The organism is Nocardia acidivorans NBRC 108247 (assembly GCF_001625085.1).
Classification (GTDB): domain Bacteria; phylum Actinomycetota; class Actinomycetes; order Mycobacteriales; family Mycobacteriaceae; genus Nocardia; species Nocardia acidivorans.
Genome location: NZ_BDAW01000027.1, coordinates 35,735 through 55,136 on the forward strand (window position 1 = coordinate 35,735; position 19,402 = coordinate 55,136).

At 67.6% G+C, this 19,402-nt stretch carries 20 protein-coding genes and 1 pseudogene; 8 read left to right on the forward strand and 13 right to left on the reverse strand.

Features of this window, described 5'->3' with window-relative positions:
* Positions 1 to 61: 61 nt before the first annotated feature.
* A complete protein-coding gene (locus tag NA10_RS16455; RefSeq protein WP_084514791.1) occupies positions 62 to 1,540 on the forward strand; it encodes an FAD-binding oxidoreductase in 1,479 nt (492 codons plus the stop codon).
* Here NA10_RS16455 and NA10_RS35640 read toward each other — a convergent pair.
* Positions 1,447 to 1,950: a trypsin-like serine protease gene (locus tag NA10_RS35640; protein ID WP_307188397.1), complete on the reverse strand. Its 504-nt coding sequence runs from the start codon at positions 1,948 to 1,950 to the stop codon at positions 1,447 to 1,449. The genes NA10_RS16455 and NA10_RS35640 overlap by 94 nt on opposite strands.
* Here NA10_RS35640 and NA10_RS16460 point away from each other — a divergent pair.
* Both NA10_RS16460 and NA10_RS16465 read left to right on the forward strand, forming a co-directional pair.
* Positions 1,917 to 2,409: pseudogene (locus NA10_RS16460) on the forward strand (pyridoxamine 5'-phosphate oxidase family protein). The gene NA10_RS35640 and the pseudogene NA10_RS16460 overlap by 34 nt on opposite strands.
* 206 nt (positions 2,410 to 2,615) lie before the next feature.
* Positions 2,616 to 3,251 (forward strand): helix-turn-helix domain-containing protein, encoded by a 636-nt coding sequence (locus NA10_RS16465; protein ID WP_067568782.1) that lies wholly within the window; start codon positions 2,616 to 2,618, stop codon positions 3,249 to 3,251.
* A 25-nt stretch (positions 3,252 to 3,276) separates the two neighbouring features.
* On the opposite strand, the gene NA10_RS16470 is transcribed toward NA10_RS16465, so the two are convergent.
* Both NA10_RS16470 and NA10_RS16475 read right to left on the reverse strand, forming a co-directional pair.
* The gene (locus NA10_RS16470) at positions 3,277 to 3,663 is read right to left on the reverse strand and encodes a VOC family protein (protein WP_084514824.1); all 387 of its coding nucleotides are present in this window, start codon (positions 3,661 to 3,663) and stop codon (positions 3,277 to 3,279) included.
* Positions 3,664 to 3,736: 73 nt separating this feature from the next.
* Positions 3,737 to 4,546 carry an Rv1486c family protein gene (locus NA10_RS16475; protein ID WP_067568721.1) on the reverse strand — a complete coding sequence of 270 codons (810 nt, stop codon included), beginning with the start codon at positions 4,544 to 4,546 and terminating at the stop codon, positions 3,737 to 3,739.
* A gap of 122 nt (positions 4,547 to 4,668) precedes the next feature.
* Here NA10_RS16475 and NA10_RS16480 point away from each other — a divergent pair, with 122 nt between their 5' ends.
* Positions 4,669 to 5,391: a hypothetical protein gene (locus tag NA10_RS16480; protein ID WP_067568722.1), complete on the forward strand. Its 723-nt coding sequence runs from the start codon at positions 4,669 to 4,671 to the stop codon at positions 5,389 to 5,391.
* A gap of 166 nt (positions 5,392 to 5,557) precedes the next feature.
* Here the strand turns inward: NA10_RS16480 and NA10_RS16485 are convergent, their stop codons facing one another.
* Positions 5,558 to 6,385 carry a DUF3097 domain-containing protein gene (locus NA10_RS16485; RefSeq protein WP_067568723.1) on the reverse strand — a complete coding sequence of 276 codons (828 nt, stop codon included), beginning with the start codon at positions 6,383 to 6,385 and terminating at the stop codon, positions 5,558 to 5,560.
* Between the two features lie 128 nt (positions 6,386 to 6,513).
* On the opposite strand from NA10_RS16485, the gene NA10_RS16490 reads away from it, so the two are divergent.
* A complete protein-coding gene (locus NA10_RS16490) occupies positions 6,514 to 6,945 on the forward strand; it encodes an NfeD family protein (protein WP_067568724.1) in 432 nt (143 codons plus the stop codon).
* Positions 6,946 to 8,220, forward strand: a complete 1,275-nt coding sequence (locus tag NA10_RS16495) for an SPFH domain-containing protein (RefSeq protein ID WP_067568725.1) — start codon at positions 6,946 to 6,948, stop codon at positions 8,218 to 8,220.
* A 55-nt stretch (positions 8,221 to 8,275) separates the two neighbouring features.
* Here the strand turns inward: NA10_RS16495 and NA10_RS16500 are convergent, their stop codons facing one another.
* The 5 genes from NA10_RS16500 to NA10_RS16520 form a co-directional block, all read right to left on the reverse strand.
* On the reverse strand, positions 8,276 to 8,626 hold the full coding sequence (locus NA10_RS16500; protein ID WP_067568726.1) for a serine hydrolase: 351 nt from the start codon (positions 8,624 to 8,626) through the stop codon (positions 8,276 to 8,278).
* A 10-nt stretch (positions 8,627 to 8,636) separates the two neighbouring features.
* The gene (locus tag NA10_RS16505; protein WP_067568727.1) at positions 8,637 to 10,730 is read right to left on the reverse strand and encodes a phosphocholine-specific phospholipase C; all 2,094 of its coding nucleotides are present in this window, start codon (positions 10,728 to 10,730) and stop codon (positions 8,637 to 8,639) included.
* A gap of 288 nt (positions 10,731 to 11,018) precedes the next feature.
* Positions 11,019 to 11,279, reverse strand: a complete 261-nt coding sequence (locus NA10_RS36780; protein WP_373862383.1) for a TauD/TfdA dioxygenase family protein — start codon at positions 11,277 to 11,279, stop codon at positions 11,019 to 11,021.
* 16 nt (positions 11,280 to 11,295) lie between these two features.
* Positions 11,296 to 11,556, reverse strand: a complete 261-nt coding sequence (locus tag NA10_RS36785; protein WP_067568729.1) for a hypothetical protein — start codon at positions 11,554 to 11,556, stop codon at positions 11,296 to 11,298.
* Positions 11,557 to 11,697: 141 nt separating this feature from the next.
* Complete coding sequence (locus NA10_RS16520) at positions 11,698 to 12,465, reverse strand: IclR family transcriptional regulator (protein ID WP_067568730.1); 768 nt, start codon at positions 12,463 to 12,465, stop codon at positions 11,698 to 11,700.
* Between the two features lie 492 nt (positions 12,466 to 12,957).
* On the opposite strand from NA10_RS16520, the gene NA10_RS16525 reads away from it, so the two are divergent.
* Positions 12,958 to 13,287: a transglycosylase family protein gene (locus NA10_RS16525; RefSeq protein WP_067568731.1), complete on the forward strand. Its 330-nt coding sequence runs from the start codon at positions 12,958 to 12,960 to the stop codon at positions 13,285 to 13,287.
* A gap of 90 nt (positions 13,288 to 13,377) precedes the next feature.
* Here NA10_RS16525 and NA10_RS16530 read toward each other — a convergent pair whose 3' ends face one another.
* The 3 genes from NA10_RS16530 to NA10_RS16540 are packed head-to-tail and all read right to left on the reverse strand — an operon-like array spanning position 13,378 to position 16,105.
* On the reverse strand, positions 13,378 to 14,175 hold the full coding sequence (locus tag NA10_RS16530; protein WP_067568732.1) for an ABC transporter ATP-binding protein: 798 nt from the start codon (positions 14,173 to 14,175) through the stop codon (positions 13,378 to 13,380).
* Entirely contained in the window at positions 14,172 to 15,230 is a 1,059-nt protein-coding gene (locus NA10_RS16535; RefSeq protein ID WP_067568733.1) for a taurine ABC transporter substrate-binding protein, read from the reverse strand. The genes NA10_RS16530 and NA10_RS16535 overlap by 4 nt, the downstream gene beginning before the upstream one ends.
* A complete protein-coding gene (locus NA10_RS16540; RefSeq protein ID WP_084514826.1) occupies positions 15,227 to 16,105 on the reverse strand; it encodes an ABC transporter permease in 879 nt (292 codons plus the stop codon). Before NA10_RS16540 ends, NA10_RS16535 begins: the two co-directional genes overlap by 4 nt.
* Positions 16,106 to 16,587: 482 nt before the next feature.
* On the opposite strand from NA10_RS16540, the gene NA10_RS16545 reads away from it, so the two are divergent.
* A complete protein-coding gene (locus NA10_RS16545; RefSeq protein WP_084514794.1) occupies positions 16,588 to 18,489 on the forward strand; it encodes an alpha/beta hydrolase in 1,902 nt (633 codons plus the stop codon).
* Here the strand turns inward: NA10_RS16545 and NA10_RS16550 are convergent.
* Positions 18,486 to 19,121 carry a TVP38/TMEM64 family protein gene (locus tag NA10_RS16550; RefSeq protein WP_067568785.1) on the reverse strand — a complete coding sequence of 212 codons (636 nt, stop codon included), beginning with the start codon at positions 19,119 to 19,121 and terminating at the stop codon, positions 18,486 to 18,488. The genes NA10_RS16545 and NA10_RS16550 overlap by 4 nt on opposite strands.
* Positions 19,122 to 19,402 lie beyond the last annotated feature (281 nt).

Below are 19,402 nucleotides of genomic sequence, written 5' to 3' on the forward strand. Positions count from 1 at the left end.
AGGGACTTTCTGAACAGTGCTCGGCGGGTCGCGAGCGCGAGCCTCGGGGGAGGACATCGCCATGGCGATGAATCGGCGCAGCCTGCTGCGCACCGCCGCAGTGGGTGCGGCCTATTCGGCACTGGGCGCGGGTGCGCTCTCCGGGTGTATGCCGGAATCGGTTGCGGGGCAGGTGGATTGGGCCGCACTGCGGCGGCGGCTCACCGGCGCGCTGAGCCTGCCCGCCGATGCCGATTACGCGACGGTGAAGCGGGCGTACAACCCGGGCTTCGACACCCGGCAACCGGCGGCGGTCGCGCGCTGCGCGAATGCGGCGGATGTACAGGCGTGCGTCGGCATGGCGTCGCAGTCCGGCACGCGGATCGCCGCGCGCGGCGGCGGGCACAGCTACGCCGGGTATTCGACCCCCGATGGTGCGCTGATCGTCGATGTGGGGCAGCTGAATTCGGTCGAGGTCGGCGCGGCCGGGACGGCGGTCATCGGTGCGGGCGCGCGATTGATGGATGTGTACTCCGGGCTGGCGCGGGCCGGTCGCTGTCTGCCGGGCGGCTCGTGCCCGACCGTCGGCATCGCCGGGCTGACCCTCGGCGGCGGGTTGGGCGTGCTGTCCGGCAAGTACGGATTGACCTGTGACTCCCTGATTTCGGCGCAGGTCGTCACCCCGGACGGCGTCCTGCGCACGGCCTCCGCCGAGTCGGAACCGGACCTGTTCTGGGCGCTGTGCGGTGGCGGCGGCGGAAACCTGGGCGTGGTCACCTCATTCACCTTCGAGACCGTCGCCGCGCCGCAGCTCGCGGTCTTCCAGGTGAAGTTCCCCGCGGGCACGCTCACCGAGGTGTTGGGCGGCTGGCAATCCTTCACCCGGTCGGCTCCGGACGAATTCTGGTCCACCCTCGGTACTTCCGCGGGTAATCCGCCGACCTGCCGGATCAATGGCTGCTATGTCGGCGGTGAGAGCACGCTGAATGCTCTGGTCGACAAGCTGGTCGCGGCGACCGGCGTGCAGCCCTCGAATCGGTATTCGCTATCCAAGGATTACCTCTCGGCCATGATGTATTTCGGGGGATGTTCGAATTACACGGCCGAACAGTGCCGGCCGAACTGGAATGGCGGGGGAGCGCTCGGCCGGGAATCATTCACAGCCTCGTCACGAGTGTTGAATCAGCCGCTCTCGGATCCGTCCGAGCTGACCGCATTACTCACCGGACGCACCGGTATGGATATTCTGCTGGACAGTATGGTCGGCGCTCCGAGTCGAATCGGGGCCGCGGACACCGCATTCCCGCATCGCGGAGCACTCGCCACCGCGCAGATATACGTCGGCGCGACCACACCCGCCGCACGAAACGCGGTGAACGAGGTCCGGGACGCGCTCGGCGATCTCGTCGGCAATACCGCGTACGTGAACTACATCGACCCGGATCTGAGCGACTGGTCCACCGCCTACTACGGCACCAATGCACCCCGGTTGCGCCGAATCGCCCAGAAGTACGATCCGCACGGGCTTTTCACCTTCGACCAGTCGGTCACCAAATGCTGAAGTCGGAACGGGGCGGGCAGGCGGGTGTACACGCCGGGATACCCCGGCCGCGCCGCACCGCGACCCCATGAGGTGATCCCGACGAGTTTGCCCTCGGCGAGTAGCGGCCCGCCGCTGTCGTATTCGCCGGTATCGGTCTCGGTGGAACCGGCGCACACCATCTCTCGTACGCGTTCGCCCGCGCCTCGCCGCCGCCGATGACGGCGTGCGCGGCCAGCGGAGCCGCACAGCCGAGGAACACCGCGGTCAATGCCGCGATACGGCGGGGAGCGACACCATCGCACCTTCCGGAGCCGGGCTCGAATGTCCCATTCGAACAGATCACGGCCGGTCGTTGCGGGTTCAGCCTGTCGGTGCCGGTGAGTATGGTCGGGGTATGACGTCTTGGATCGAGTTCGCCGGGGCCGCACCCCGCATCGCCGAGATCTTCACTCGCCGTCACGCCGCTACCGGCAATCTGTGCATGCTCGCAACCCTGCGCGCGGACGGGTTCCCGCGCATCAGTCCCATGGAGCCGCGGTTCTTCGAGGGCGAACTCTGGCTGGCCGGTATGCCGCACACCACCAAATTCGATGATCTGGCTCGCGATCCGCGCTTCTGCCTGCACACCGCCACCGTCGACACCCATGTCGCCGACGGTGATGCGAAGCTGTTCGGCCGGGTCCGCGATGAACGGGATCCGGCGTTGCATCAGCGCTTCGCCGAGGCGCTCTATGCCGAAACCGGGTTCGATATCCGCGGGTCAGACCTTCGACCACTGCTACGCGGCCGAACTCACCGGTGCGTCCTCGGTCGAGGTCGGTGACGGTCATATGGATGTGACAATCTGGAAGCCGGGGCAGCCGGAACGCGTCGTCCGCAAACACTGATGAACAGCCCCGAGCGATGGCAGACCATGCAAGAGTGCAGCGAATGCAATTGTGCGCGAGGTGCATTCACGCACGACGTGCCGAACAGGGGCGGTTTCGACGGGTCTCATTCACTCCGACCGGGTGATTCGCCGGATATTGCTGCGCCGCAGGGCTATCGAGAACGCCCGTCCGCCATCCCGGGCGCGATCGTCTGGGTGCGCGATATGTCGGTCGACACCGCGATGCCGGTGCTACCGGACGGATGTATGGACCTGCTCTGGATCAACGGCAAGCTCTCGGTCGCCGGTCCCGACACCCATGCGTATCACCCGCCCGCCGATCTGCCCGCCCGCATCGCGGGCATCCGCTTCCCGCCCGGAGCGGCCCCCGCCCTCCTGGGCGTGCCCGCCGACGAACTCCGCGACGGCCGACCGGATCTGGCCGACCTGTGGTCGGTCCCGGATACCCGCAACGCCCTTCGGCTCGTGGAATCCGCGTCCTCTCCCACCGCCGGGCTCGAGGCGATCGCGCACCGGCGCGCAGCCGACACCGACCCCGTCGACCCGATCCTCACCCGTATCGTGACGGAACTCCAGTCGGGCACAACCACTGTCGGGGCACTGGCCGCCGGCCTGGGATTGGGCCCGCGCCGACTGCACCGCCTGTCGCTCACGGCCTTCGGCTACGGCCCGAAAACCCTCGCGCGCATTCTCCGCATGCAACGAGCCCTGGCCCTGGCCCGCACCGGCGTCCCACCCGCCGAGGTCGCCGCCCGCACCGGCTACGCCGACCAGCCGCACCTCTCCCGCGAAATCCGGGACTTCGCGGGGGTGCCCCTCTCCGAACTACTGCGCGGGTAATCGCGATTATCGATTCGCGATCCCCTCAGCCAAGGGCCGCGAACAAATCCACCCCATTCCCATCGGGATCGAGCACCGTCGCATACCGCTGCCCCCAGAACGCATCGAACGGCGGCAATTCGCCCCGATACCCCGCTCCTACCAATTCCTCGTATTTGGCATCGACCTCGGCCGGTGATTCACACCGGCAAGCCAACCCCATCCGCCCCGTCCCGCCCCGCCACTCGGGATGAAACGACCGAATCGTCTCCTCGGTATCCAACAACAATCGAACCCCACCCCCGAGCGAAGCCTCCACATGCGGCTCCCCCTCCGCCCCCGCCCCGATCTCCACCCCGAGCCGCCGATAGAAATTCACGGCTGCCCCCATATCCGAAACAACAATCCCGACCGCATCAATCCGAAATGTCATACCCCGAACCGTAATCCCGCCCACCCGCCCGGGTCTTGATCAAATCGGACACCGGCATGGCCGCTGCCTCGCTCTAGCCGCGGGCGTGGACCGCGGCCAGGCGGGCGGAGCGGATGGCGTTCCAGAGGGGGCGGAGCAGGGATTCCTGGGCGGCGATCGCGGTGGCGGAGGTGGGGGCTGAGGCGGGGGCGCGTTCGGCGACGGTGAGGATGGCGGCCACCTGGTCGGCGGTGTCGAGGATGCGGCGGGCGCGCAGGGGGAGGGAGTCGGGGTAGTGGTGTTGGGAGAGGGCTTCGAGTTCGTCTTCGATCAGGTCGCGGGGGCTGGGGCCGGTGGGGTCGACCTGGGTGGTGTGCAGTTGTTGGAGGGCGTCGGCGGCGTCGCGGACGGCCTGGCGCATGGCGTATTCGGCTTCGCCGAGGGGCATATCGGGTTCGATGGCGTAGGGGATGGGGGTGGCGTAGACCCGCCACTGCAGGGTTTCGTCATCGGTCCAGATCGGGACCAGGCCGGTGCCGTCGCTGCCGGGGGCGCCGATGAACAGGCCCTCACCCGCTTCGGTTGCGGCGGAGGCGAATTCGGTGCCGACGGGGACGCCACGGACATCGCCGGGGATGGGGAGCACCAGGCGCAGCTGAGCGGTGGGGGCGGTGAAGGCCTCCCGAATGAGTTTGAGCAGCACCATGATTCCGGCCCCGGTGGGTTCCTCGGATTCGTCGGCGGCCCACGGTAGTCCGGTGTGGCCGCCGGTGACGGGATCTCCGGCCGCGACGGTTTGGCGGGGCGCCCAGGCGCGCAGTGCATCCAGCACATCGTCGGGGGCGCTGCGACCCGCCAGCCAGGAGCTGGCCCAGACCGTCAGCGTGGCGCTCGGCGTACTCATGATTTCAAGAATAGCTGGCGAGCAACTATGGGCTGGATCGGAAATCGATCAACCGTTCGACGGCGTGATCACCTCCGGTTCGGGACAATGGGTCCGGTGCTCGACGATCGAAGGCCGGGGAGATGAACGATTCCATGGTGCTCGGCCTGCTCTCATCCCTGTTCGGCGGGTTATGCGTCGCCCTGGTCACCTACCTGACCACGCGTAAACGCACCGCCGCCGAAACCCGCAAGCTCGAAGCCGATACCGAACGGGTGCGCATCGAGACCACGAAGGTATTCCTGGAGACCAAGGCGCTGCCCGGTTTCGCCTCCTCCGAAGGCCGTCTGCTCACCGGATGGGTGCTGAGCGAAAGCGATCCGGGCAAGTACGAGATCGGCATCGACCGCACCGTACGCGGCCGCCACAGTCCCGCGGGCTACCTGCGCTCGCGTCCGAACGCGAGTGGCTTCGGCACCCTCATGCAGATGGTCAAGGCGGAGCAGTACCGCGGCAAGCGCATTCAACTCTCGGGCAATATCAAGACCACCGCCCCCGACACCTCGGCTGTCGGCCTGTGGATGCGGGTCAACGGCCGCAAGGGCGAGATCCTGGTCTTCGACAGTATGGAGAACCGCCGCATCCACGGCACCACCCGGTGGACGCATCATCAGATCGTCTCCGATGTCCCGGAAGCCGCGCACTACATAGCCTTCGGCCTACTGCTGGAGGGATCGGGCGAGGCCCGCATCAGCGATCTGGACCTGGATCTGGTGGGCGCCGATATCGCGGCCACGGCCACCGAACTGCTCAATGCCGACGAATTCCCCGACCGCCCGGTGAATCTGGATTTCACCATCGACTGAACGGCTCTCCGCGCCCGGGTGAACCGCGGCCCCGACACCCGATGACAAGTTCGAGAGTCTTTGGTCGGCAGGGTCTTTCGCTCTCGGCCGATCGATTCCGGTAGTGGCACGATGAAGTCGAACCGGGCGCGGCCCGATCGCGCTCGAGTGAGCAACGCGCCCAGGGTTACTCGGGTTCGGTGACGAAATCGATGAGGCGTTCCACCGCGCCGATGAGGTGCGGTTCCAGGTCCCGGTAGGAGTTGACGGCGTTGTAGACGCGCCGCCATCCCTCCTGCGGGGTGCCCCAGTTCAGCCGCCGGCAGACGCCGGTCTTCCAATCCTCACCGCGCGGCACCTCCGGCCAGGCGGCGATACCCAGCACCGCGGGCCGAACCGCCTGCCACACATCGATATACGGGTGCCCGGTGACCATCACGTGCGGGCCGAGCCCGGTGGTCAGCCCGGTCTCCTTGGAGCCGGTGACCAGATGGTCGACCAGTACGCCGACCCGGCTGCCGGGTCCGGGCTGGAATTCGGTCAGCCGCGCGGCCAGATGGTCCAAACCCTCGAGCTGTTCCACCACCACACCCTCGATGCGCAGGTCATGCCCCCACACCCGCTCGACGATCGCCGCGTCGTGCACGCCTTCGACCCAGATTCGGCTGGCCCGCGCGACCCGGGCGCGCGCACCCTCGACGCGGGTGGATCCGGAGGCCGAGCGCGTCGGCTGCTTCGGTGCGACGGCGGTCGGCCGGATCAGCGTGACGGGTTCCCCGTCGATCAGGAACGCCGCCTCGCGCATGGCGAACAGGCGCACCCGCCCGCGCCCGTCCTCGAGTTTGACGAAGTCGCCGTCGTAGGTGCGGTCGAAACCGACTACCGCGCCGCAGAATCCGCTGGCGGCGTCCTCGGCGACCAGGTCGCGTTCGGCGATCACCTGCGGTATTTCGCGCTTTCGCGTCCGCGCATGTCCGGAGAAGATGTCGCCGCCATAGTTGTCACGCCCGTTCACCGCATCGAAGGTACCGGCAGATCCGGGAAACGCCCCGCTCCGACGCGCGTTTTCGGGGCAGGTACCGATTCGGGGGTCGGCGCGCTCGATCTTGCGCAGGGTGTGGCGAGAGCGATTACTGTGGTGTCGTGGCCGCAATCGTTTGGCTGGTCGCGGGGATACTCCTCGCGGCGGCGGAGATGCTCACGGGTGATCTCACGCTGCTCATGCTGGGTAGTGCCGCGGTGATCACCGCCGGTGTGAGTGGTCTGGCCGGTACCCCGCTGGTGGTGGATGCGGTGATCTTCGGTGTCACCGCCATCGCGCTGCTGCTGCTGGTTCGCCCATTTCTGTTGCGCCGCTACTCGATTCCGCCGCCGACGCCCACCGGCATGGACGCGCTGCCGGGTAAGACCGCGCGCGTGCTGGAGGCGGTCGACGAGCATGGTGGCCGGGTGAAGCTCGATGGTGAAGTGTGGAGCGCGCGGGCCTTCGATCCGGATGAGACGTATCCGGAGGGTTCGACCGTCTACATCATGAGGATCGACGGCGCGCACGTCGTCGTGTGGAAGGGGCCCTAGATGGCTGTACTCATAGTCGCTCTTGTTCTGGTCCTATTGGTGGTGGTGATCGTCTTCAAGTCGGTGGCGCTGGTGCCGCAGGCCGAAGCCGCCGTCATCGAACGCCTGGGTCGCTATTCGCGCACCGTCTCCGGACAGCTGACCTTCCTGGTGCCCTTCGCCGACCGCGTACGCGCCAAGGTGGATCTGCGCGAGCGGGTGGTGTCGTTCCCGCCGCAGCCGGTGATCACCCAGGACAACCTGACCGTGCAGATCGACTCGGTGGTGTATTTCCAGGTCACCAGTCCGCAGGCCGCGGTCTACGAAATCAGCAATTACATTGCCGCCGTAGAGCAATTGACCATCACCACACTGCGCAATGTGGTCGGTGGGATGACCCTCGAGGAGACGCTGACCTCCCGCGATCAGATCAACCATCAGCTGCGCGGCGTACTCGACGAGGCGACCGGCCGCTGGGGTCTGCGCGTCTCGCGGGTCGAACTCAAGGCCATCGATCCGCCGCCCTCGATTCAGGAGTCGATGGAGAAGCAGATGAAGGCGGACCGCGAGAAGCGCGCCATCATCCTCACCGCCGAGGGCCAGCGCGAGGCCGCCATCAAGACCGCCGAGGGCCAGAAGCAGGCGCAGATCCTGTCCGCCGAGGGCTCCAAACAGGCGTCGATCCTGTCGGCCGAGGGTGAGCGGCAATCCCGTATCCTGCGCGCCCAGGGTGAACGCGCCGCCGCGTATCTCCAGGCCCAGGGCCAGGCCAAGGCCATTGAGAAGGTCTTCGCCGCCATCAAGAACGGCAAGCCGACCCCCGAACTGCTGGCCTACCAGTACATGCAGACCCTGCCGCAGGTCGCCAAGGGCGATGCCAACAAGGTGTGGCTGGTGCCGAGCGATTTCGGCAAGGCCCTGGAGGGTTTCGCCCGCAATTTCGCCAAGGAGGGCGCGGACGGCACCTTCCGGTATGAACCGGCCGCCGACAGCGAGGTCACCGAACGTCCCGAGGATGACGCCGACGAGGTGGCCGACTGGTTCAATACCGCCACCGATCCGGCCGCCGAACGCGCGGTCCGCGCCGCGGAGGCCGATGCCCGAGCTCCGGTCGACGCGACCGCGATGCCGCCGACGCGTCCGCGCGCGGAAACCGCACCGCCGCAACAGCGTGCGGTGCCCCGGCCGCCGGAACAACAGCGGCTCGGCCAGGATCCGCAGCAGCCGCGCCAGGATCCGCCCGGTGATCAGCGCTGGCAGCAGCCCCCGCCGCCGGGACGCCCACTCGGGCGTTGACCCCTCGCATGCGGGCTCGGTGATCATCGATCACCGAGCCCTCGGCATGTCCGGATCAGGCGATCGCGCAGGCCACCGCGGTCACCGTGCCGGAGAACCGATCATTGGTATCGGAGGTGTTGATGCTGATCGCCGCCGCGTTGCCCTGGGGCGTGGCGATGGCCAGGGTGGTGAATCCGGGAATGCCGCCGGAGTGCCCCCAGAGCTCCTTGACGTCCTTTCCGGCTGTCCCGCAGGGTATCTGGAATCGGATCAGTCCCAGTCCGTAGTGCATCGCGGTGGAGGGTGACATCGGCACCGTCGGTTCCATCTGCACGAGTTGCGGTGCGGGAAGCAGCTTTCCGGTGACCAGCGCGGTGAAGAACCGGTTCAGTTCCGAGCCCGTGGAGATGATCGTCCGGCACACGGCGGGAATGTCAGTCCGAGCTCACGCCCGGCTTACCGTCCTCGATCCGTCCGGTGACGCGCCGCCGGAACTCCGCGTCGGCGACGGCGGTGATCTCCAGGTCGTACCAGCCGTCGTGGGTGGGCCACTCCAGGCGCTGTGCACTGCCCGCCGCCAATTCGACCCGCCGCGCATCGCCGCCGCCGCGACGCGGGGTGATGGTCAACACCACTACGCGCCCACCATGATTGGCGAGTGTGAGCACCAGGGCCGAACGAGCACCGGGTTCGGTGCCGACCCGGACCCCGGCCGCGACTCCCGTGGTGTCCCCGCGCAATTCGTGCCAGAACCGGTTCGGCCCCTGGACGACGAGATCGTATTTCCCGGTGACCGCGAACTGCACCGTCGTCTTGCCGTCCACGTCGTAATGCCGTGGATCGCCGCCGACGCCCGCGAACGGATAGAGGGTGAAATGCGCGTAGGCCCTGCCGGTATCGATGAGCGTCACCGACAGTGCTGACCCGTCCACCGTGCTGGAGACCGCGGGTTGATAGGGGAGCGGCCGGGCTTTGCGCGTGCCCGGCTCCTGGATCGGCAGTGATTGCGAGGCGGGCGGTTCGGCCTTCCACCGCGAGACCGCGGCCGGAACCGGTCCGGGTCTGCCCAGTCGCGGCCGCTTGCCCTTGGCGGCGAAGTCGAAGACCGAGGTCATATCGCCGCAGACGGTGCGCCGCCAGGCGCTGATATTCGGCTCGCCGACCCCGGTCCAGAGTTCGAGGAAGCGCAGGACCGAGGTGTGGTCGAAGACCTCCGAGGAGACGAATCCGCCCATGGTCCAGGGTGATATGACCGTCATCGGCACCCGCACGCCCAGTCCGATGGCCTGTCCGTCGTACCAGTCCTCCCCATTGCCGTCGGCGGGTCGCGGTGGCACCGGCGGCGGGACGTGGTCGAAGTAGCCGTCGTTCTCGTCGAAGGTCAGGAATATCGCCGTCTTGGACCAGGTGTCGATATCGGAGCCGATGATATCGAGCAGTCGGTAGATGAAATCGGCGCTGCCCACCGGGGTGGACTCCGAGGGATGTTCGGAGTACCGCGCGGGCGGCACCAACCAGCTCACGGCCGGAAGCCGGTCCGCCGCAATATCATCGGCGAAGCGCTGGAGCAGACTGTCGGGTTCGCCGCGGTACATGGCGCGATCGAAGAGGCTGCGCTCGGCGTCGGAGAGCTTGTCCCGCCCGGCCCGCAACTGGTTCAGCAGTCGCCGCTGATCCGCGAGCGGTCGCCCCGCGAGCGATTCGTAGAACTTCTCGGTGGTCTGATAACGCCCGTCCACCTCGGCGAGCACCTTATGCCCGATGCGCTTGAACGGCAGGAAGTATTCGACCGGGTTGTCGGTGAAGTTGTCCCACTCCTGATAGATCTGCCACGACACCCCCGCCGCCTCCAGGCGTTCGGGATAGGTCCGCCAGTCGTATCCGCGATGCCGGGCGTCATAGGCGGCGTTGTCCACCGCGCGCTTGCTCCCCCACGGCTCGAATCCCGTTGTCCCCGTAAAGAAGTAGTTCCGATTGGGGTTGGTTCCGCCGAACATCGAACAGTGGTAGGCGTCGCAGATGGTGAAGGTGTCCGCGAGCTCGTATTGCAGCGGCAGGTCCCGGCGCTCGTAATAGGTCATGGTGGCCGGGGATTTGGCCTCGATCCACCGATCCCACCACCCCTGCCCCCACGCCTTGGTGCTGCCCTTCCATTCGTGATCGAGACTGTCCAGATACTGGATATCGCTGTCCGGCCGTCCCGCGTGCGCCGCCGCCGCGCGTGCGGAGAAGGGCAGTACCTCACCGCCGGGTCCGCCCGGTTGCCGGAAGGCGTTGGCGCCGTTGCGCAATCGTAGCGGGGTCTCATCGCCGAACCCGCGCACGCCCGCGAGCGACCCGTAGTAGTGGTCGAATGACCGGTTCTCCTGCATGAGCAGGACGACATGCTCGATGGCATTCAATCCGCCCGCCCGCACGGGCGCGGCCATGGCGCGGTGCAGCGAAGACGGCAGGAGTGAGCCTGCCGCCGCACCCGCCGCGATGGTCGTCGCCGAGCCGAGCAGCCGTCTGCGGGAGACGTTGACCATATGTCGAAGTAGAGCAGCCGGACCGGAACTCCGGGTGATCGCCGAATGATCGCGGGATGAAAGCAAATAGGGCAAAGGTGGCCGTAGCTGGTCGAGTGCGTGCCGCAGATGTGTCGCGCATGAACGGCAGGCGGCGTATCCGCGCGCGGCGCAGGCCCGGCACAGGCCGAAGGCCCTCGACGGGGTGTGGTCGAAGGCCCTCGGCATAGGTTCGGAGCGTATCAGCCGGTTACCCCGGCGAAGCGTTCTCCGGAGATGGCGCGCGAGGGCTCTCCGGCCACGCCGACGCTAATATCGTCTGCGGTACAGCACCCGGGTGACATCGAGATGGTTCAGATCGCCGGGCGCGAGGTGTGCGGTGGCATGATTGTCCCAGAACGCGAGACTGCCCTTCTCCCAGCGGAATCGGACCGTGTACGCCGGATCCGGCAGCTCGGCGTAGAGCAGCTCCGGGAGCGCGTCGTTCTGGCGCGGGCTCGGCCCGACGATGCGGGTGGTGAAGCCCGGGTTCACGAACAGCACGCGCTCCCCGGTCACGGATGCACCCACACCACCGGATGATCGGTCACCAGCGGCGCCTTGGCAACCTTCTTGGCGTAGTCGCTATTGGCATCCCAAGCGGCTGCTTACCGCCGCCCCAGTGCAGGTCGATCCCGCTGAAGTAGCCCAGATCCGCCGCGGGTTCGAAGTGCGTCACCTGTCCGGTCTGACCTTGGTAGCGCACAACGGTTTTCCCGTCTGCGGTCTTGGCCGGCTCGGGCTTACCGCAACCGGTGAGTACGCCCACCGCACCGGTAATGGCGAATGCGGCCGCGAGGATTCGCAATGCCCGTGACGATCGAAAAGGAGAGCCATAGTGATTCTTTCGATGAATGCGTTTGCCGCAACGCGTATTCAGGAATGACCGGTTGATCAAAGAGTGCGGTGCCCGGGGGAACCGGGCAACCGGCTTTTCACGATATGGAAATCAGCGTGTTTCCAATTCGGCGGCGGAATTCGTTGCCGCGCCGACGGTTTGGAACAGGGGCGCGATGCGTCCGGCGGTGATTCGCATGGCGGGCAGGATGCTTCGCATCGAGCCGCGCCGAGCGCGCCTGCACCGCGAGCGCGCCGCGCACCCGTTTATCGGTCCCGACACTGGGTACCGCGATCGCGCGAATCGGATCGTCGGCGGGACGAGTCCGGTCCGGCGCACCCGATCGAGTTCGCTGTGCAGCTTGCCCGGACGCGCCGGGCGGGTGTTCTGCCGGGCCGCGTGCTCCTCGGCGATGGTGGTGAACGGCGAGAACGCGAGCAGGGCGTGCCCGGCCGCGCCGGTGCGCAGCGGCTGCCGGGCTCGCGGCACCTGATTGGGGCGGAAGAACACCGGTGGCCTGGCCTGGAACACCGTGACCGCATCCCGGTCCTGCGCCACGCTCACGCTCACGGTGATGCGAATCCCGGCCGCCGGCGCGGATAGGTAGGGCGCGGCGGACTCGATGCCCAGACGGCCCAGGGCGGGGCGCGCAAGCGACGCCAGACCGTGACCTATTCGGTAACGGTCGGTGGTGTCGTCCTGTTCGAGCAGTCGCCCGCGCACCAGCGCCCGGGCGAGCCGGTGCACGGTGCTCACCGGGAGGTCTGCCAGCTGCCCCGGCACGCTCACCGACAGCTCGGGATCACCTTCGAAGCAGCTCAGCACCTGGATCGCCCGATCGACGGCACGGGCGCCGGAACGTGGTTCCTCGGTGGCCATGGTTCCTCCGGTGGGGAGTGCGACGGTGTCGCGGGAACTACGGTCATGGCTCTGACCGGCGGCAATGGTTCCGCGCAGCGCGATCTCAGTTCACCGGAAACCCACCGGAAAGGGGGCGGCCGGAGTCGTCTCGCGCAGGTCCGCATCGCGGAAATTCGATGGGTATTACGCGACTCGGATCACTATTTTCCAGTGGCGTCCGTCACATTATCGGCGCTGAATTCGAATAATGTAATTCACCATTCGCCCGGCACTGTCTGCGCAAACTCGAGGAGTGCGGCCGACATCAATTTGTCAACCGACCGTGATCGCTCCGTGATTAGTTGTGATTGTTCCGTTACCGTCGTTCACGGCTCGAATCAACGAGTCCGAAATCGAACCGCCGAACACCGGCAACTCCGTCCCGCGGTTCGAACGAAACCGACATCCCTGGGGACGGGGACCCGCAGCCATAGGGCGCGGGCCGGAAGGGCGCAGGCAGGGAATTCCTCTATGACTCGCAAGTTCAGCACCCGCATGCTCGTCGCCACCGCCGCCACCGGCATTCTGGCCGCCGTTCCGTTCGCGCTGACCACCGCGACCGCCTCCGCCGCCTCGGGCGACTGGGACGCCGTGGCGCAGTGCGAGAGCAGTGGCAACTGGGCCGCCAACACCGGTAACGGCTTCTACGGCGGTCTGCAGTTCACCCAGAGCACCTGGAACGCCTACGGCGGCCAGGGTAACGCCGCCAACGCCAGCCGCGAGGAGCAGATCCGCGTGGCCGAGAACGTGCTCGCCGGCCAGGGCCGCGGCGCGTGGCCGCACTGCGGCGCGTACCTGTAAGGCACCGCTTGCCTCCGGATGACCGGCACGGATAGCTGACGATGGCCCCGGATCACTGGGGATCCGGGGCCATCCTCGTGTGCTCAGGGGTTAGCGGTGGGCGTCGTAGATCGCCTGCGCCAGTTCGGATTTCACCGCCTGGAACTCGGGGGTCGCGGTGACCCGCAGGTCGCGCACCCGGTCGGCGTCGTCGCCGGGCAGGTCGATGCGGCGATCGACGATGATCCGGCCCGGCCGCGCGCTCATGACCAGCACCCGGGTGGACAGGAACACCGCCTCTTCCACCGAGTGCGTCACGAAGACCACGGTCTTGCCCGCCTGTCGCCACAGGCGCAGCAGTTCGACCTGTAGGCGTTCGCGGGTGAGCTGATCCAGCGCGCCGAACGGCTCGTCCATGAGGATGATGCGCGGGTCGTTGGCCAGCACCCGCGCGATCTGTGCCCGCTGCTGCATGCCGCCGGACAGCTCGTACGGTCGCTTTGCGCCCACATCGCCGAGCCCCACCAGGTCGAGCAGTCGATCGGACTCCGCGCGCCGGGTCCGCTTGTCCACGCCCCGGCACCTGGGGCCGAACTCGATATTGCCGCGCACCGAAAGCCACGGGTACAGGGTCGGCGCTTGGAACACCACGCCCCGATCCGGGCTCGGACCGTCGATGCGATCCTCACCGACCAGCAGCGCGCCGGAGGTCGGGGCGAGGAAGCCGCCGAGCAGTTGCAAGAGTGTGGTCTTACCGCAACCGGACGGTCCGACAATGCTCACGAACTCCCCGAGTTCGATGACCAGATCGGTGGGGGACAGCGCCACCGTGGCGCCGGTCGCGGTGTCGTAGGTCTTGGCTACCTCGGTCAGCACGACCCGATCACGCTGTGCGACAGCGGTACTCACTTCGCGCTCGCCGCCGTGGCCGCCTCGGCGTAAACCGCCCCGCTGTACTTCTCCGGTGCGGCCAGGCCCTGAATCTCGCCCTGGCTCAACAGGAATTGCGCCGAACCCTGGAGATCGGTGCCGAGTTGCCTGCCCAGATACGGCGCACCGGCCTGGGTCGCGGCATCGAGGTAGACGTATCCGCTCAACTGCCGGCGGACCGCGTCGACCGGAATGCCCAGCTGTGCGGCGATATGGGTGGCCGCGCCCTGCGGATCACCCGCGAGCTGGTGCACGGCCCAGTTCTGCGCCGCCGTCCACACCGTCAGGAACTTCGGATTCTGCGCGACGAAATCGGCGCGCGCACCCTCCAGGTCGAAGGTCGGCTTACCCGCCTTGGCGGTCTCGGCGGCGGTGGTAACGGTATGCCCGTTCTTCAACAGTTCGGTGAGCGTGGGCTCCCAGATGAACGCGGCGTCGACTCCGCTGTCCCGCCACGCCCCGAGAATCGCGTCGGGAGAAAGGTTTACGAGCGTCACATCCCGTTCGATTCCGGCGGCGGCGAGTGCGCCGAGCAGGCTGTAGTGCGAGGTGCTGGCGAACGGCACCGCGATCTTCTTCCCGCGCAGGCCCGCCACCGAGGTGATGGCCGGATCCTTTACCACGAGCGATTCCGCGGACCCGATCACATCGTGGATCCACACCACCTTCATATCGATATTCAGCGGAGCCGAAATCGCCCGTGCCGCAGCGGCACTCCCGAGCAGGCCCAGGTCGAGGGAGTTGGATCCGAACGCCTGAATCACCGTCGCGCCCGAGGCGAACTTGCTCCAGGTGATCTTGGCCTTGGGCAGGCAGGTCTCGAGCAGCCCGGCGTCCTTGACCACCAGCGCGCCATTGGGAATGTCCTGATATCCCAGACGCACCGCGCCGGTGAAGGATTCGTCGATCGGAACCGGGCATGCCACCTTGTCGCCGCCCGCCCGCGATTGATCGGTGCGCCCGGACTCCACGCACCCGGAGAGCGCCGCGGCGAGGACTCCGGCCAGCGCCAGGGCGACGAGCTTGCGTTTCATGCTTTGCCTTTCCACGGAACGGCGAGATCGCCGATCCTCTTGATCACCGCGTCGAGAGCGAGCGCGGTGAGACCGATAACGATGACGCAGGCCAGGGTCAGCGCGGTGTCGAGGCGCTGACCGGCCAGGTAGGCGAGACCGCCGATGCCCGGAATGCCATTGTCGAGTTCGGCGGCGACCACGGTGGTCCAGGCGAACCCGACCGCCACCCGAATCCCGCCGATCACCTCGGGGAGGGTGGCGGGCAAGAGGATTCGGGTGATGACCTGTCGCCGATTCGCGCCGAGCGAGCGCGCGGAATTGATGCGATCGGCCGAGACGCCGTGCACACCGGTCATGGTCGCGATCACCACGGGCGGGAAGGCGGCCAGGAACAGCAGCCAGATCTTCGAGGTGTCGCCGATACCGAACCAGACGATGAGCAGGCCGATATAGCCCAGCGGCGGCAGGGCGCGCAGGAAGTTCAGGTAAGGCTCGACAATCGCCGCCAGCGTGCGCGAGGTGCCCAGCCCGAATCCGGCCAGGGGACCGAGGATTACGGCCGCGCCCGCCCCGAGGCCGATGCGCTGGAGGCTGGCCAGCAGATGTTCCCAGAGGAAATAGTTCTGCTCACCGCGCACCTCGCGCGGTACGCCCGGGGCGAGTTCATGCCAGCTGTTGGCCCGCACGAAGGCGCGCCACACCGCACCCGGCGTCGGCAGGAATTGCTGGTCGACGACCTTGGCCGCGCTGGCGGCCCACCACAGCAGCAGCAGTCCGGCCAGCGATCCGGCCCGCACCGCGATCCTGCGCAGTCCGCGCGGCGACCCGGTGGAATCGGCCTTTCCGAATTCCACCGGGCGCGTGCCGGTTCGGGTCGCCCCGATGCTGATCATGCCGTCCATCCTCCGATTCGTTCGCGGTCCGAGGGCGTTCTCCGATGCGTCCGCACCGGGGCCAAGACCGTCCGGTCCGATCCTGTGCCCTCGCCTCCCCGCCGCACAGATCCACGATCACCGTGATTTGAAAGCAAAGGCGGCCGGACTGCGCGCCACCGACTCGTGGGATCGATGCGCGAAGTGGATGCCCACCGAGCGGTAAGCATGATCGGTGGAGCCGCGGCCCGGGAATCGGGGCGGTTCGTGGGCCGGGCGGCGTGGGTGTGCGGCGCGGGCGCGAAGCCCCCGTCATCCCGGCATGCTTTCGGCCGGGATCCACACAGGTTATGACTCAACAGATTTCGATGGATCCCGGCCAAAAACGCGCCGGGATGGCGGAAAGGTTCTCCCTCATCGAGGCTCGCGCGGAACCGTGATTCGAAGCACCCCACCCCTTGTGCCATGAGGGTGCCACTCGCCCGAGATGAGAAGGTTGCCCCATGGAGAGTGCCGAATCCACCAGGAGCGCCGAGTCCCGAGAAGGCGATTCCGCACCCCACGAGCGCGCGCCTGAGTCGGAGCCGGATTCGGTATCCGCGCCGGAGTTGGCCTCGGGTGCGGTCCCGGTGCTCGAGCCGAGCCCGAGGGCGAAACCGGTGGACGAGTCGAGCCGCACCGCGGGGCCGGTGGCCGAGCGAACTCCTCCCGTGACGATTCTCGGTCTCGACTTCGTGGGTTCGGTCTTCGCATTGGGTTTCTTCGCCTGGAGTCTGAGTCCCTCACTTCTGCCGCGCGACTGGATATTCCAGGGCATCGTCACCGGCGTCACCAGTGTGACGGGTTACGGAGTCGGTGTGGCGCTGGCGTATCCGGTGCGCCGATGGGTCGCGCCGCGGTTCTCGTGGTGGCGGCTGCGGTATCGCGTGGAATTGGCGGCGGAGATCGTGGTGGCGGTGCTCGCGGTGTCGGCGGTGATCAGCACGCTGCTGGCGGCGGCGAAGTGGCAGCGTCACGTCGACGCGCTCATGGGTATGCCCCCGACCGCCGGAATCGGCTATCTGCGTACCGGATTGATGATCCTGGCCATCTTCACCCTCATCCTGCTGATCGCGCGCGGGCTGCGCCGGGCCGCACGCGGACTGGCGAATGTGCTCGCCGCGCGGCTGCGGGTGCCCATGCCGGTCGCCCATGTGCTCGCCCCGATCACGGTCGCGCTACTGGTGGTGCTGTTCGTCGACAAGGTGCTGCTGGCGGGCAGTTCCGATGCCGCGCGAGTGGTCTTCACCGGGCAGAACAGCGGCACCGAACATGGTGTGCTGCAACCCGTTCAGCCCGAGCGCTCGGGGAGTCCGGCCTCGGCGGCGCGCTGGGACACCCTGGGGTTGCAGGGCCGCACCTTCGTCGCGGGAGGTATCGGGTCCACCCGGCTGGCGCAGATCAACGGTGCGCCCGCGCGCGAACCGATCCGGGTCTACGCCGGACTCGAGTCCGCCCCCGACCTCGATGCCCGCGTTCGATTGATCGTCGAGGAACTCGACCGCGGTAAAGCCTGGGACCGCAAGGTTCTGGTCGTTGCCGGCACCACCGGCACCGGCTGGGTGAATCCGGCCGCCGCGCAATCCCTGGAGTTGATGTACAACGGCGATTCCGCCATTGCCGCCCTTCAGTATTCGTTCCTGCCGAGCTGGATCTCCTTCCTGGTCGACCGTTCCGCCGCCGCCTCCGCGGGTGCCGCGCTCATCAATGGAATCCACGACCGCTGGGCGCAACTGCCCGCGGATCACCGTCCGCGCCTGATCGTCTTCGGTGAAAGTCTCGGATCGCAGTCGGCGGAGAGCGCTTTCGACAACCTGTCCGACCTCCGCCGCTCGGTGGACGGCGCGCTGTTCGTCGGCCCGCCCAACTCCAACCGCATGTGGCGCGAGATCGAGGACCGCCGCGACCCCGGCACACACGAAGTCCTGCCCTCCTACGCGGGTGGCCTGATCGTGAGATTCGCGGCGGGCAAACAGGATCTGGGCATCCCCGCCCCGGATTCGCCGAACTCGGCCACCGATCCCTGGTCGGCTCCGCGCGTGCTGTACCTCCAGCACGCCTCCGACCCGGTGGTCTGGTGGAACCCGAATCTGCTGTTCACGCGCCCGGATTGGCTCACCGAACCCCCGGGCCGCGATCGCACCGCCTCGATGCGCTGGTTCCCGGTCGTCACCTTCTGGCAGGTCAGCGCCGATCTCGTGCGCGCCCAGTCACCGCCTTCGGGCCACGGGCACAACTATGAGGACCTGCTGCCCTACGCCTGGGCCGAGGTCGCCGCACCCCCGAACTGGACCCCGGCCGACACCGACCGCGTCGATCGGGCCCTGAAAACGCTCCAGGAGGAGCAGAAGCGCGCGAACGACTAGACGGTCTCGACGGCGGGTTCGGGCACCGGGACCCGCGCATCGATGACGAGTCCGAGGACGCCGACCGCCAAACAGGCTGCGGTGAGCGCCAATTGGCCCGGTGAGGTTTTGCCGGTGAGCGCGTTGCCGAGCAGCACCGTGCCGATGGTGCCGGGCAGAATCCCGAGCACCGTCGCGGCGAGGTACGGCTTCATGCGCACCGAGGACAGGCCCGCGCAGTAGTTCACGATCGAGAACGGCGCGAAGGCGATGAGCCGCAGCGACCCGATGGCCAGCCACCCGCGCCGCGCCAGGCGAGCATCCACCGCACGCACCGCCGGATGGGTCAGGCGCGCCCGCACTCGATCATGATCGAGTGCCCGGACCAGCAATAACGCCAGTACGGCACTGAGCGTGGTCGCGCCGACCGCGATGGCCAGACCCTCGGCCGGACCGAAGAGCATGCCCGCGCTCAATGTGAAGATGGTGCGCGGGAACGGTCCGATACAGACCAGGGTGTGCACCGCGAAGAACACCAGCGGGAGCAACGGCCCCACCGAATCCGCCCATGCGCGAATCTGCTGCGGAGCCGGATGCGGGGCGAAGGCGGCCACGCCGAAGAGCAGTACGAGGCCGACGATCGTCAGCAGCACCCGGGGTTGGCGAAGCCGGCCGAGTAGTCCGGCCAAACCGCCCAGTCGTTCGCGAATGCCGCCATCCTCCTCGTGCACACCCTGCGTTTCCGCTCGGACATTACCGACCCGGGCGGTATCGGTGGGCATCGCCTGCCGCCTCGACCCCGCGACTACGTCGACTCCCGTTCGGGTCGCGCGCGGATCCCGATGTGTGGGAAGGCATTGCGTGTGTCAGTGGCCTCGCCGAGTATTTCCCGGGGGCGCGTCGATCGCCGTCGTGTCCCCGCTGACCTGCCTGG